Source organism: Pseudomonas sp. ICMP22404 (genome assembly GCF_006227205.1).
GTDB lineage: Bacteria > Pseudomonadota > Gammaproteobacteria > Pseudomonadales > Pseudomonadaceae > Aquipseudomonas.
Genome location: NZ_VCNG01000018.1, coordinates 109,831 through 122,634, shown reverse-complemented (window position 1 = coordinate 122,634; position 12,804 = coordinate 109,831). Strand labels below are relative to the sequence as shown.

The window sequence follows — 12,804 nt, the reverse complement described above, 5'->3', positions numbered from 1 at the left end:
TTGGTCGTACACGCGGCGTTTTGGAAAACCGCCGTCATAAGGGGTACGACTTCGGGGTGAGGTGAGTGTTCAAGGTAATTGCACAGACCAAGGATAAGCACCAACATTGCGCGACGCATAAATTTGTCGGCCATGTGCGGTATATAGATACCGCACCGAGTGTAATGTATCGCCTTACACTCTTTTCCATGATTAAATCCTTCCAGCACAAAGGTCTTCGCATTTTCTATGAAACGGGTTCGACTCGTGGCATCCGGGCCGACCATGGAAAGCGCCTGGCTCGCATGCTTCAGTTCATGGACAGGGCGACCGCACCGAACGACCTAGTGTCCTGTTTCGCAAATACGTTCTTTTTTGACGAGTGGCTGTTGTCGTCAGGCAAGGCGCCGCGACGAGTCATAGCCCCGCTATGGCGAGGAACGGCAACGCAGCATGACGGCAACAGACACCGTCAAAAAAAGCAGTATCTGTGATACAGGACACTCGATATCCCGGGATGGCGCCTGCACCCACTCAGGGGAGAACTGGCTGAATACTGGTCCCTGAGCGTTTCGGGAAACTGGCGAATCATTTTTCGTTTTATCGGATCGGATATCGAACTGGTCGATTATCTGGATTACCACTGACAGGAGGCTGGAAAATGCCCATGCACAACCCGCCACACCCTGGCGAAACGCTGTTGATGGACGTACTGCCCGAATTGGGTATTACCGTCACCGAGCTGGCACGGCACCTTGGCTTCGCCCGGCCTCATCTCTCTAGGGTGTTGCATGGCCATGCACCTGTCAGCCCGGATCTGGCTGTTCGCCTGGAACGGGCAGGGATCGGGAAGGCCAGGGTCTGGTTGGGGGTTCAGACCGACTACGACTTGTGGCAAGCCGAACAGCGCGAACAACCTGTTATCGAACCTTTCCCACAGCACGCCTGACGTCTGTCAGGCCAGCAACTCCGCCGCCACCACAGCCCGCACGCCTTTGCCACTGAGCTGTTCCACCAGCGTCAAGGCAAACGCCAGGGCGGCCGCCGAGCCCTGGGCGGTGATGCAGTTGCCATCCACCACCACCGGTTGATCGACAAAGCTGCAACCAGACAGTTGCTGGCTTACCGCGGGCAGGCAGGTCATGCGCCGCTGACGCAGAACGCCGAAAGCCTGTAGCGCCAGTGCCGGCGCTTCGGCAATGGCGGCGAAGAAACGTCCGGTGGCGGCCTGGCCCTTGACCAGCTGTTGCAGGGGCTGATGGGCCGCCAGGTGCTGAGCGCCGATGATGCCACCGGGCAGGACGATCAGGTCAAAGTCCTGCACCAGCATATCCACCAACATGCCATCGGCCGTCAGGCGCGTACCGCGGGCACAGGTCAGCATCCGTCGCCCTTCGATACTCGCCACGACGACTTCGATCTGGGCTCGGCGCAGCACATCGATCAGGGTGACGGCCTGCAAGTCGTCGACACCTTCGGCGACGGCAATCAAGGCCCTGGGGATCTTGGTTCCAGGAATCATGGCGACTCTCCGCTGGGTGATTACTGCAAGCCTAGCGTAGGAGCTGCCGAAGGCTGCGATCTTTGATCTTGATCTTTGATTTTGATCTTCCGCTCGGGACTCAACCGGCCCGGGGAAAGATCGCAGCCTCGCTTCGCTCGACAGCTCCTACGGAGCCAGGCGGGCTATTTGATGTACAGCTGGGTCGACATGCGATTGCCCGGGGCATTGATCGAGGTATTGCTGAAACTGAAGGTGCCTTCCTGCTTGCCCTTCAGGTCGAAGATATACAGGTAGCCGACCACTTTGGTCCGGGCGGAACAATCATTGAGATTGCCATTGCTGAACGCGCACACCGGCGAACGGGTGCCGTCGACCTCGAAACCGTCGAGCGTGACCTGGGGCTGGTGGCCATAGCCAACCTCCAGCACGTAGACCTTGATATTCGGACCGCGGTGATCACATCGAGTCTGGGCCTGCCCTTCGGTGATGTCTTCAAAGCCACAGGCCGGCGACTCGACCTTGAGCACCTTGACCTGGCTCAAGGGCGGAGCCGAGGCGGCGTTGACGACCTGACCGGGCAACCACAGGCTCACTGCGCATGCCACTGCCAGCAGATTTCTTTTCATTCGACACCTATCGAGCTCCGGGAACCGCGCGCAGTATGGCCCTCTTTTTGCTTCGGTAAAACATCGACGACGATCGCAGTCACATCGCCGCGCTGCTGGTATCATGCGCGGCTTTTTCCGACCCGCAGAAAACTCCCGGACGCCACTGGCCGTCTGTGCTTTGCTGTTGAGGTCGATACATTCACGGCGCCCGGCGCGCCACGGGGAGCAGACATGCTGGAAAGGCTGTTTCAACTCAAGGCACACAACACCAACGTGCGGACCGAGATCCTGGCGGGTGTCACGACATTCCTGGCCATGGCCTACATTCTGTTCGTCAACCCGAGCATCCTCGGCGAAACCGGCATGGACAAGGGCGCGGTGTTCGTCGCCACCTGCCTGGCGGCGGCCATCGGCTCCACGGTCATGGGCCTGATCGCCAACTACCCGATCGCCCTCGCACCGGGCATGGGCCTGAACGCCTTCTTCACCTACACCGTGGTCCTGCACATGGGCCATACCTGGCAAGTGGCGCTGGGTGCGGTATTCATCTCCGCCGTGTTGTTCTTCCTGCTGTCGATCTTTCGCATCCGCGAATGGATCATCAACAGCATACCCTTGCCGCTGCGCTCGGCCATTGCCGCCGGCATCGGCCTGTTCCTGGCACTGATCGCCCTGGGCAATGCCGGCATCGTGGTGAAGAACCCAGCCACCATGGTCGGCCTTGGCGACTTGAAGCAACCGGCACCGATTCTCGCCACGCTCGGCTTCGTGCTGATCGTCGCTCTCGAAGCACTGAAAGTGCGCGGGGCGGTGCTGATCGGCATCCTCGCGGTCACCCTCGTCTCGATCCTGATGGGCTTCACCCCGTTCGGCGGCGTGATGTCGATGCCGCCATCCCTGGCCCCGACCTTCCTGCAACTGGACATCAAGGGCGCCCTGGACATCGGTCTGGTCAGCGTGATCTTCGCCTTCCTCTTCGTCGACCTGTTCGACAACTCCGGCACCCTGATCGGCGTCGCCAAGCGCGCCGGGCTGATGGGCAAGGACGGCCACATGCCGAAGATGGGCCGTGCGCTGATCGCCGACAGCACCGCGGCCATGGCCGGTTCGCTGCTGGGCACCTCCACCACCACCAGCTACATCGAATCGGCGGCGGGCGTCAGCGCCGGTGGCCGCACCGGGTTGACCGCCATCGTCGTGGCGATCCTGTTCCTGCTGGCGCTGTTCTTCTCCCCGCTGGCCGCCAGCGTGCCAGCCTTTGCCACCGCACCGGCCTTGCTGTTCGTGGCTGTGCTGATGACGTCGGGCCTGGCGGAAATCGACTGGGACGACATCACCGTCGCCGCCCCGGTCGTGATTACCGCACTGGCGATGCCGTTCACCTACTCCATCGCCAACGGCATTGCCTTCGGTTTCATCGCCTGGACCGCCATCAAGCTGGTGTCCGGTCGCGGCCGTGAGCTGAACCCGGCGCTGGTCATCCTGTCGATTCTGTTCGTGATCAAGTTGGGTTGGTTCAACGCATGACTTTTGATACCCAGGCCTACACCGCCCAGCTCCAGGACAAGGTCGCCCGCCTGCGCGACCTGCTGGCCCCGTTCGATGCACCGGAACCGGCCGTGTTCGACTCGCCGCTGCAGAACTTCCGTTTGCGCGCCGAATTCCGTCTCTGGCGCGAGGCCGGCGAACGGCATTACGCGATGTTCTCCCAGGACGACAAGCGCACGCCGATCCTCATCGAAACGTTTCCCATCGCCAGCCTGCGCATCAACCAGTTGATGCCGCAGCTCAAGGCAGCCTGGCAGGCCAGCGCGCCCCTGAGTCACAAGCTGTTCCAGGTGGAGTTCCTGACCACCCTGGCGGGCGATGCGATGATCACCCTGTGTTATCACCGCCCCCTGGATGAGCACTGGCATGCAGCGGCCTCGAAGCTGGCGAGCGACCTGGGCGTCAGCATCATTGGTCGCTCCAAGGGCAAGCGGGAAGTGATCGGCCACGACTACGTGGTGGAGAAACTGGACGTGGGCGGTCGCACCTTCAGCTATCGCCAGCCCGAAGGCGCCTTCACCCAGCCCAACGGCACCGTGAACCAGAAGATGCTCAACTGGGCTTATGAAGCCCTGGGCGATCGCAGCGACGACCTGCTGGAGTTGTACTGCGGCAACGGCAACTTCACCCTGCCCCTGGCGACCCGTGTGCGCAAGGTGCTGGCCACCGAAATCAGCAAGACTTCGGTGAACGCGGCGCTGAGCAACCTCAGTGAAAACGCAGTGGATAACGTAACGCTGGTGCGCCTGTCGGCCGAAGAACTGACCGAAGCCTTGAACGAAGTCCGTCCGTTCCGCCGCCTGCACGGCATCGACCTGAAAAGCTATGCATTCGGCAGTGTCTTCGTCGACCCGCCGCGCGCCGGCATGGACCCGGACACCTGCGAGCTGACCCGGCGTTTCGACAACATCCTGTACATCTCCTGCAACCCGGAAACCCTCGCCGCGAACATCGCACAACTGCACGACACCCACCGCATCACGCGCTGCGCGTTATTCGACCAGTTTCCATGGACCCATCACATGGAATCCGGGGTGTTGCTGACCCGGCGTTGAGCCCATCCCTGTGGCGAGGGATCTATCTGTGGCGAGGGGATTTATCCCCGCTGGGCTGCGAAGCAGCCCCTAAAACCACGCACCGCGGTGTAACAGACAAACCGTGTTGGCTGGTTGTGACTGCTACGCAGTCGAGCGGGGATAAAATCCCCTCGCCACAGATAAATCCCCTCGCCACATAACTATTCACCACAGTCCCATCCCTGCCTGATTGAAAGCTGGTGTCCGATCATCGAACACTTATTAACCCACGGCAGCGGCTTTGTTTGACCAAATTAACCATCTAGTACAATTTATCTCCACCGGTTTAAATCCGACCGAAACCAACAATAACAATGTGGAGAAATTGCAATGCCTCCGATCGTTCTGGTGCTGAACGGCCCGAACCTGAACCTGCTCGGCACCCGCGAGCCTGCGACCTACGGCCATGAAACCCTGGCGGATATCTCGGCGCTATGCGGCCGCGCCGCTGAAGAGTTCGGCCTGGCGGTGGAGTTTCGCCAGACCAACCAGGAAAGCGAATTGCTGGATTGGATTCACGGCGCCCGTGGCCGGTGTGCCGGTATCGTGATCAACCCGGCGGCCTGGACCCACACGTCGGTGGCGATCCGCGATGCGCTGGTCGCCAGCGAAGTACCGGTGATCGAGGTCCACCTGTCCAACGTCCACGCCCGGGAAACGTTCCGTCACCACTCCTTCGTTTCATCCGTCGCCATCGGTGTGATGTGCGGCTTTGGCAGCCATGGCTATCGCCTGGCCCTGGAACATTTCAGTCAGCGGTTGAAAGGTTGAAGCGCATGTCGAATAGCACCGTACTGGCCGGCCTGATCGGCGCAGGCATCCAGGCGTCTCGCACGCCCGCGCTCCACGAGCATGAAGGCGATGCACAAGGCATGCGCTATCTCTATCGACTGATCGACCTCGACGCGTTGAAACTCGACAGCAGTGCCCTGCCCGATCTGCTGACGGCTGCCGAGCGCATGAACTTCACCGGCCTGAACATCACCTTCCCCTGCAAACAGGCGATCATCCCGCTGCTCGATGAGCTCTCGGCCGAGGCCCGCGGCATTGGCGCGGTGAACACCGTGGTGTTCAAAGATGGCAAGCGCATCGGCCACAACACCGACTGCCTCGGGTTTGCCGAGGGTTTTCGCCGCGGCCTCGGGGACGTCTTGCGTCGATACGTGGTACAGATGGGCGCCGGAGGTGCCGGCGCGGCCGTTGCCCACGCATTGTTGGCGGAAGGTGTCCAGACGCTGAGTATCTTTGACGTCGAATTCAGCCGTGCCGAAGCCCTGGCAAACAACCTGAACCAGCATTTCGGCGCTGGCCGCGCCCGTGCCGGGCACGACTTGCCCATGGCCATGGCCGAGGCGAACGGCCTGGTCAACACCACCCCGATGGGCATGGCGAAACTACCTGGCATGCCGGTGCCGGTCGAGTTGCTGCGGGGCGAATTGTGGGTCGCCGAGATCGTCTACTTCCCACTGGAAACCGAACTGCTGCGCAGCGCCCGGGCCCTGGGGTGCCGCACCCTGGACGGCGGCAACATGGCGGTGTTCCAGGCTGTGAAAGCGTTTGAATTGTTCAGTGGCATGGCGCCGGATGCGCAGCGGATGCTGGAGCATTTCCAAAGCATGAATCACTGAAAAACCTGTGGGAGCGAGCCTGCTCGCGATAGCGGTGTGTCAGTCACTTATATTTCGACTGACACACCGCTATCGCGAGCAGGCTCGCTCCCACAAGGGTTTGCACTCAGGCTTGCAGATACCGCAACACCGACTCGCAAATCATCTGGCGATGACGCTGCTTGATCGCCTCGTCCGCCAGATCGATCTGGAAAATCTCGCCGAAGGTGTGACGGTTGGACACGCGGTGAAAACAGAACGAACTGATCAGCAAATGCACATCCTGGGGTTCGAGGCCAGCGCGGAACACGCCTTCTTCGGCGCCGCGACGCAGGATCAGGTCCAGAGCGTCGAGGATGCTGCTGTTCATCGCCTTGATCACGCCTGATTGCTTGACGTATTCGGCGTTGTGGATGTTCTCGATAGAGACGATGCGCACGAAATCCACATTGCGGTCGTGGTGGTCGAAGGTGAACTCCACCAGGCGTCGGATTGCGTCGACCGGAGCCAGCTCCGCCAGGTGCAGGCGGCTCTCGGTGCTGCGGATATCACCGTAGAGTTTTTCCAGCACCTCGATGTACAACTGCTCCTTGCTGTTGAAGTAGTAGTAGATCATCCGCTTGGACGTGTGGATACGTTCAGCGATGGCATCGACCCGGGCGCCGGCCAGGCCCTGCTGGACAAACTCGACGATGGCTTCCTGAAGAATGTTTTCCCGGGTCTTCTCCGGGTTGTTCTTGCGACTCTTGCGCGGCGCGACGAGAGGCTCGTCGAGGGCGTCGGACAGTTCTGGATTCATAGTCATTGCGGGCTCACGGCCATCACTGCACAAGCTGGCGATTATGGGCTGGCCCGTGCAGTGAAGGAAGGCACAGGATTACCGTTTTACTGCCGCGTTACGATTTCCCTACAACTTGGCGTGCCGCAAGCCACCGCTGCGGGACTTGGCCATGGCCGCCAGTCGCACCGCGACGTTGGCCGCGCCATACCCGGCATAGCCGCCCTTGCGCTGGATGATTTCAAAGAAAAATCGCCCCTCGAACGGTTCAGTGTAGACATGAAACAGTTCACCGCCCTGCGCGTCGCGGTCGTACAACACATTGAAATACGCCAGTTCGCTGAGAAACTCATCGTCGAAATCGAAGCGTGCCGCCAGGTCGTCGTAATAGTTGAGCGGAATATCCAGCAACGGCACGCCGGCCTCCTTGGCGCGGCTGACCTGGGCGAAGATGTCATCGCAGTCGAAGGCGATGTGATGCACGCCGGAACCGCGATAGCTCGACAGCGCGTGAGAGATCGCGGTGTTGCGGTTTTCGGAAATGTTCAGGGGCAAGCGGATCGAACTGCAGCGACTGCGCAGGGCCCGGCTCTTCACCAGCCCATAAGGGTCGGGCAACACCACTTCATCATCGGCTTCGAAATCCAGCAGGCTCTTGTAGAACAGTACCCAACTGTCGAGGCTGTCGGCCGGCAGCGCCATTGCCATATGGTCGATACGCTTGAGCCCGGCCCCGATGACCGCACCCGGTTGCAGGTTGAAATCCGTTCCGTAGACGTCCGCCTCCTGGTCCACCAGGTAGATCAGGCTGCCGTCCGGTGCGCGCACCGCCGCCAATTCCAATTCGTTGGGCCCCACCAGGCCGCGATAAGGCTGCCCCTTGTAATCCACGGCCCGCTTCAGGGCGCTGGCACTGTCTTTTACCCGCACGGCGGTGGCGCACAGCGACGGTCCATGGGCTTCGAAGAAACTGTGGGCAAAGGAGTACGGCTCGCAGTTGAGGATCAGGTTGATATCGCCCTGGCGCAGCAGGCTGACATTCTTGGAACGATGCTGGCCGGCCTTGACGAATCCCAACCGTTCCAGCCAGTGGGACAGCTTGGCGCCGAGGTTATCGTCCACAGCGAATTCAAGAAACTCGATGCCGTCGTATTCGCTGGCCGATGGCGGGGCAAACAATGTATCGAGATTGGCCACCGGCGCGGCTTCCGCGGCCAGGCGCTGGCGGGTCTTCTCCTCCAGGTACAGCAACGAACGCAGACCATCGGCGGCATTGGCCCGTGGCGGCGCGGCGCGGAAACCGTCGTTGAAGATTTCCAGCGACAGCGGCCCGGTATAGCCACTCTTGATGATCGGTGCCAGGAAGCCCGGCAGGTCGAATTCCCCCTGTCCCGGGAAACAACGGAAATGCCGGCTCCACTCCAGCACGTCCATCGCCAGGATCGGCGCATCGGCCATCTGCACGAAGAAAATCTTCTCGCCAGGGATCTCGGCAATGGCACTCGGATCGCCCTTGAGGGACAAGGTATGGAAGCTGTCGAGCAAGACGCCCAGGCTAGGGTGGTCGGCCTGGCGCACAATGTTCCAGACCTGTTGATAAGTGTTCACGTGCCGCCCCCAGGCCAGCGCCTCGTAACCGATGCGCAAGCCCCGCGCGCCGGCCCGCTCGGCCAGCTGTCGCAGGTCCTCCACCAGAATCCGCTCGTCCCCCAGGCTGTCGGCCGAGGCGTTGCTGCACACCAGCACCAGGTCGGTGCCGAGTTCCTGCATCAGGTCGAATTTGCGCTCGGCGCGCTCCAGGTTGCGGGCCAGGCGATCACGGCGACAACCTTCGAAGTCACGAAACGGCTGGAACAGCGTGATCGCGATGCCCAGGTCAGCGCACATCTGCCGGATTTCCCGAGGGCTGCCGTCGTAATAGAGCAGGTCGTTCTCGAAGATTTCCACCCCGTCGAAACCGGCGGCGGCAATGGCTTCGAGTTTTTCCGGCAGAGTACCGCTCAAGGATACGGTGGCAATGGAACGCTGCATGGGTTCGGCTCCCGGGACAGGCATCGGCTACAGAAGGTTCGCCGCTTTTTGAAAGAGTGGACAGATTATTGAGGCGCCAACGCCTTTCAGCAATTTAATATGTACCATCCGGTTAGTTTTTTGGGCGATTATCGAACAAAATGCCTTGGTACGAATTGACGACTTTTCGTCCACTGAGCACCATCAGCTCCACATTGATGCAGGGCCAAAACCCCGGCATCAATGGATGAAACCCCGACCACCCCATAAGAATTTCAAAAACGGGTACACCCTATGAATCCTTCCCAAAGTTCCTCCCTGAGCCCAGGCATGGGTGTCACGACCGGCGGCGTCGGTGACAAGATCCGCGGCGCCCTGGCTGTGGGCAAGACCCGTTGGGGCATGCTCGCACTGGTGTTTTTCGCCACCACGCTGAACTACATCGACCGCGCTGCCCTGGGCGTGATGCAACCCATTCTGGCCAAGGAAATGAGCTGGACGGCGATGGATTACGCCAACATCAACTTCTGGTTCCAGGTTGGTTATGCGGTCGGCTTCATACTGCAGGGCCGGTTGATCGACCGGATCGGCGTCAAGCGCGTGTTCTTCTTCGCCGTGCTGCTCTGGAGCCTGGCGACCGGCGCCCATGGCCTGGCCACTTCCGCGGCGGGCTTCATGGTCTGCCGCTTCATCCTGGGCCTCACCGAAGCCGCCAACTACCCCGCTTGTGTGAAGACCACCCGGCTGTGGTTCCCGGCGGGCGAACGAGCCGTGGCCACCGGTATCTTCAACGCCGGGACCAACGTCGGCGCCATGTTCACGCCCATGCTGCTGCCACTGATCCTGCAAGTGTGGGGCTGGCAGGCTGCATTCCTGTGCATGGCGGCATTGGGCGGGATCTGGTTGCTGTTCTGGGGCCTGAAGTACTTCAACCCGGAAGACCACCCCAGCGTCAAACAGTCGGAACTGGACTACATCCAACGTGAGAGCGAACCGGAACAAGCCCGTGTGCCCTTCTCCCGCATCCTGCGCATGCGCGGCACCTGGGCGTTCGCCCTGGCCTACTCGATCACGGCGCCGGTGTTCTGGTTCTACCTCTACTGGCTGCCACCGTTCCTGAACCAGCAATACAGCCTGGGCATCAACGTGACCCAGATGGGTATCCCGCTGATCATCATCTACCTCACCGCCGACTTCGGCAGCGTGGGTGGCGGCATCCTCTCTTCGTTCCTGATCGGTCGCGGGCTGAATCCGATCAAGGCACGACTGGTCTCCATGCTGCTGTTCGCCTGCTGCATCGTCGGCGTGATCATGGCCGCCGGCGCCAGCAACCTGTGGATGGCGGTGTTCGCCATTTCCCTGGCCATCGGCGCGCACCAGGCCTGGACGGCCAATATCTGGAGCCTGGTGATGGACTACACACCCAAGCACATGATGAGCACGGTGTTCGGCTTCGGCGGCATGTGCGCGGCCATCGGCGGGATGTTCATGACCCAATTGGTAGGGCACATCCTGACAGTGACCAATAACAACTACACCGTGTTGTTCACCTTGATTCCGGCGATGTACTTCACGGCCCTGATCTGGCTGTACTTCATGGCACCGCGCAAGATTCCGACGCTGGAAAACTGATTCATGCAGTGAAGAGAGATCCCAGAGAAATCAGTGGGAGCAAAGCCTGTGGGAGAAAGCTTGCTCGCGACGAAGGCACCTCGATTTACAGATCGTGTTTCCGCTCATCGCGAGCAAGCTTTGCTCCCACAAGACTCCTTCGTCACAGGTCCGTGTCATCTGCGCCGCTGCTGCCACGCCGCGGCCAATCCACTGAGACAGATCAGCACAATACCCAGCACCGTGGTCAGCGTCGGCGTGTGGCTGAACAACAGCCAACCCAGCAAGCCGGCAAAGACGATCTGGCAGTAGCTGAAGGGCGCCAGCAGTGCCGGGGCGGCAACGCGGAAGGCCTGGGTCAGCATCAGGTGCGCCGTCATCCCACAGGCCCCCAGCGCCAGCATCATCGCCCCATGCAACAGACTCGGCACCTGCCAGAAGAACGGCACCAGTGCGCTCATCACCAATGTGTTGCACAGGCCGGCGAAGAAGTTGCTGGTGGTAGGGCTGTCGACTTCGCTGAGCTTGCGAGTGAGCAACTGATAGAAACAGAAGAACAGCGCCGAGCAGAATGGCAACAGCACGGCCGGTGTGAACAGGTCTCCGCCAGGATGGACGATGATCAGCACCCCGATGAAGCCGAAGATCACCGCCACCCATTGACCGCGCGTCACCCGCTCGCCCAGCAGCGGCACCGACAGCGCCGTGACCAGCACCGGGGCCAGGAAGTTGACCGCCGTCGCCTCGGCCAACGGGATGTACAGCAGCGACGTGGTGAAAAACAGGCTGGTGCCCAGCAGACACAACGCCCGCGCCAACTGCCACAACGGACGTTTCGTGCGCAGCACCCGCAACCCCGAGCGCGGCAGGAAGATGCCCGCCATCAGCAGGGTATGCACCACATAACGGGCCCACACCACCATGATGATCGGATAGAAGCCCGAGAGGTACTTCGACAAGGCGTCATGGCTGGAAAACAGGAACGTCGCGAAGACAATCAGCAGGATGCCCTTTAAGGCCTGATTGACACCGGAAAGCGGGGTGCTGACGGTCATGGGGTGATCCTGGTTGGTAGGGCCAATATCTGCGAGTGTCAGCTGAACAGCTCCGACGCCTGGCTCGCTTGCGACAATTCCTCGGCAAACACCAGCAAGGTCGGGGCCAACTCATGCAACCGCACCCGCGTCATCCGCGCGCTGGGCCCGGCAACGCTGAGTACGCCGACGATCCGACTGTCCAGCGGATGCCGCACCACGGCGGCGATGGCCGAAGTGCCGACCGCCGAGCTCTCCTCGACACAGGCATACCCCTGCTCGCGGGCCGCACGCAGGTACTCGAGCAGTTCATGGGTACTGTGAGGCGCGTTTGGCCCTATGTCGGCGGGCACCTGCGCAGCCTGGCGCTCGACCAGCGCCAGCGCCTCGGCATCGCTCATGCACGCCAGCCAGGCATGGCCCGACGCCGTGTAGAACAGCGGCGTCTCGCGCCCCATGTCCGGGTCGTAGCGCAAACCGGACCGCGCCCCTTGGGACTTTGCGATCCAGGTCTGGCGTTCCCCTTCGATGACCCCCAGGCGCACCAGCTCACCCGTTTCCCGGGCCAGACGGTCCAGCACCGGCTGCACGATGTCGGCACCACTGCGCGAGAGATAGCGAAACCCCAAGGCGATCAGCCGGGTTGACACGTGATAACGCAGGTTCTCGGGGTTCTGGCGCACGTAGCCCAGGCGCGTCAGTTCAGCGAGCAAGCGGTGAGTGGCGCTCTTGGGAATCTGCAGTTGTTCGGCCAGCCCTTGAAGTGGCCAGCCGCGAGGTTCGCTGGCGAGACTTTCCAGCACATCGAAAACCCGCTCAATTTGACTTCCAGCCATGGGACCCCGATGCAAGGTTATCGATTCCAGAATATTGAAAGTCTAATGCAGATTCTGGAACCAAGTACACATTCATCGGCTGATATTGTCTTTTGTGGGAGCGAGCCTGCTCGCGATGGCGATGGTACATTCAGGCTTGATGCAAGCTGATTGATCGCAATCGCGAGCAGGCTCGCTCCTACCGGGTGCTTATGTCAGAAAACTGCTAGTAAA

General features: G+C 60.9%; 12 protein-coding genes and 2 pseudogenes. 8 read left to right on the top strand and 6 right to left on the bottom strand.

Features of this window, described 5'->3' with window-relative positions:
• Positions 1-188 precede the first annotated feature (188 nt).
• The 3 genes and pseudogenes from FGE05_RS25510 to FGE05_RS25500 form a co-directional block, all read left to right on the top strand.
• Positions 189-323 (top strand): annotated as a pseudogene (locus FGE05_RS25510) (type II toxin-antitoxin system RelE/ParE family toxin); the annotation flags it as partial.
• Positions 324-482: 159 nt separating this feature from the next.
• Positions 483-626 (top strand): annotated as a pseudogene (locus tag FGE05_RS25505) (type II toxin-antitoxin system RelE/ParE family toxin); the annotation flags it as partial.
• Between the two features lie 14 nt (positions 627-640).
• The gene (locus FGE05_RS25500; RefSeq protein ID WP_024780321.1) at positions 641-928 is read left to right on the top strand and encodes a HigA family addiction module antitoxin; all 288 of its coding nucleotides are present in this window, start codon (positions 641-643) and stop codon (positions 926-928) included.
• Positions 929-934: 6 nt separating this feature from the next.
• On the opposite strand, the gene FGE05_RS25495 is transcribed toward FGE05_RS25500, so the two are convergent.
• Together FGE05_RS25495 and FGE05_RS25490 are read right to left on the bottom strand one after the other, a co-directional pair.
• On the bottom strand, positions 935-1,501 hold the full coding sequence (locus FGE05_RS25495) for a DJ-1 family glyoxalase III (protein WP_139649296.1): 567 nt from the start codon (positions 1,499-1,501) through the stop codon (positions 935-937).
• 164 nt (positions 1,502-1,665) lie between these two features.
• Positions 1,666-2,109: a DUF4879 domain-containing protein gene (locus FGE05_RS25490; RefSeq protein WP_139649294.1), complete on the bottom strand. Its 444-nt coding sequence runs from the start codon at positions 2,107-2,109 to the stop codon at positions 1,666-1,668.
• 213 nt (positions 2,110-2,322) lie between these two features.
• Between FGE05_RS25490 and FGE05_RS25485 the strand changes: the two genes are divergently transcribed.
• The 4 genes from FGE05_RS25485 (at position 2,323) to FGE05_RS25470 (ending at position 6,343) form a co-directional block, all read left to right on the top strand.
• Positions 2,323-3,618, top strand: a complete 1,296-nt coding sequence (locus FGE05_RS25485) for an NCS2 family permease (RefSeq protein ID WP_139649292.1) — start codon at positions 2,323-2,325, stop codon at positions 3,616-3,618.
• Entirely contained in the window at positions 3,615-4,694 is a 1,080-nt protein-coding gene (gene trmA / locus FGE05_RS25480) for a tRNA (uridine(54)-C5)-methyltransferase TrmA (protein ID WP_139649290.1), read from the top strand. Before FGE05_RS25485 ends, trmA begins: the two co-directional genes overlap by 4 nt.
• 351 nt (positions 4,695-5,045) lie before the next feature.
• The gene (gene aroQ / locus FGE05_RS25475; protein WP_047702651.1) at positions 5,046-5,486 is read left to right on the top strand and encodes a type II 3-dehydroquinate dehydratase; all 441 of its coding nucleotides are present in this window, start codon (positions 5,046-5,048) and stop codon (positions 5,484-5,486) included.
• Positions 5,487-5,491: 5 nt separating this feature from the next.
• A complete protein-coding gene (locus FGE05_RS25470) occupies positions 5,492-6,343 on the top strand; it encodes a shikimate dehydrogenase (protein WP_139649288.1) in 852 nt (283 codons plus the stop codon).
• A 106-nt stretch (positions 6,344-6,449) separates the two neighbouring features.
• Here the strand turns inward: FGE05_RS25470 and FGE05_RS25465 are convergent, their stop codons facing one another.
• Both FGE05_RS25465 and quiC read right to left on the bottom strand, forming a co-directional pair.
• Positions 6,450-7,127, bottom strand: coding sequence for a TetR family transcriptional regulator (locus FGE05_RS25465; RefSeq protein ID WP_139649286.1), 678 nt, complete (start codon positions 7,125-7,127; stop codon positions 6,450-6,452).
• A gap of 102 nt (positions 7,128-7,229) precedes the next feature.
• The gene (gene quiC / locus FGE05_RS25460; RefSeq protein ID WP_139649284.1) at positions 7,230-9,131 is read right to left on the bottom strand and encodes a 3-dehydroshikimate dehydratase QuiC; all 1,902 of its coding nucleotides are present in this window, start codon (positions 9,129-9,131) and stop codon (positions 7,230-7,232) included.
• A gap of 273 nt (positions 9,132-9,404) precedes the next feature.
• Here quiC and FGE05_RS25455 point away from each other — a divergent pair, with 273 nt between their 5' ends.
• A complete protein-coding gene (locus FGE05_RS25455) occupies positions 9,405-10,742 on the top strand; it encodes an MFS transporter (RefSeq protein WP_139649282.1) in 1,338 nt (445 codons plus the stop codon).
• Between the two features lie 155 nt (positions 10,743-10,897).
• Here FGE05_RS25455 and FGE05_RS25450 read toward each other — a convergent pair whose 3' ends face one another.
• Together FGE05_RS25450 and FGE05_RS25445 are read right to left on the bottom strand one after the other, a co-directional pair.
• The gene (locus FGE05_RS25450; RefSeq protein WP_139649280.1) at positions 10,898-11,776 is read right to left on the bottom strand and encodes a DMT family transporter; all 879 of its coding nucleotides are present in this window, start codon (positions 11,774-11,776) and stop codon (positions 10,898-10,900) included.
• A 38-nt stretch (positions 11,777-11,814) separates the two neighbouring features.
• A complete protein-coding gene (locus FGE05_RS25445; protein ID WP_139649278.1) occupies positions 11,815-12,591 on the bottom strand; it encodes an IclR family transcriptional regulator in 777 nt (258 codons plus the stop codon).
• Positions 12,592-12,804 lie beyond the last annotated feature (213 nt).

Excerpts from the sequence above, each read along its gene's own strand:
- FGE05_RS25445 (WP_139649278.1), bottom strand. The coding sequence starts at position 12,591 with ATGGCTGGAAGTCAAATTGAGCGGGTTTTCGATGTGCTGGAAAGTCTC.
- FGE05_RS25495 (WP_139649296.1), bottom strand. The coding sequence starts at position 1,501 with ATGATTCCTGGAACCAAGATCCCCAGGGCCTTGATTGCCGTCGCCGAA.
- aroQ (WP_047702651.1), top strand. The coding sequence starts at position 5,046 with ATGCCTCCGATCGTTCTGGTGCTGAACGGCCCGAACCTGAACCTGCTC.
- FGE05_RS25485 (WP_139649292.1), top strand. The coding sequence starts at position 2,323 with ATGCTGGAAAGGCTGTTTCAACTCAAGGCACACAACACCAACGTGCGG.
- FGE05_RS25455 (WP_139649282.1), top strand. The coding sequence starts at position 9,405 with ATGAATCCTTCCCAAAGTTCCTCCCTGAGCCCAGGCATGGGTGTCACG.
- FGE05_RS25490 (WP_139649294.1), bottom strand. The coding sequence starts at position 2,109 with ATGAAAAGAAATCTGCTGGCAGTGGCATGCGCAGTGAGCCTGTGGTTG.
- quiC (WP_139649284.1), bottom strand. The coding sequence starts at position 9,131 with ATGCAGCGTTCCATTGCCACCGTATCCTTGAGCGGTACTCTGCCGGAA.
- FGE05_RS25470 (WP_139649288.1), top strand. The coding sequence starts at position 5,492 with ATGTCGAATAGCACCGTACTGGCCGGCCTGATCGGCGCAGGCATCCAG.
- FGE05_RS25450 (WP_139649280.1), bottom strand. The coding sequence starts at position 11,776 with ATGACCGTCAGCACCCCGCTTTCCGGTGTCAATCAGGCCTTAAAGGGC.
- trmA (WP_139649290.1), top strand. The coding sequence starts at position 3,615 with ATGACTTTTGATACCCAGGCCTACACCGCCCAGCTCCAGGACAAGGTC.
- FGE05_RS25500 (WP_024780321.1), top strand. The coding sequence starts at position 641 with ATGCCCATGCACAACCCGCCACACCCTGGCGAAACGCTGTTGATGGAC.
- FGE05_RS25465 (WP_139649286.1), bottom strand. The coding sequence starts at position 7,127 with ATGACTATGAATCCAGAACTGTCCGACGCCCTCGACGAGCCTCTCGTC.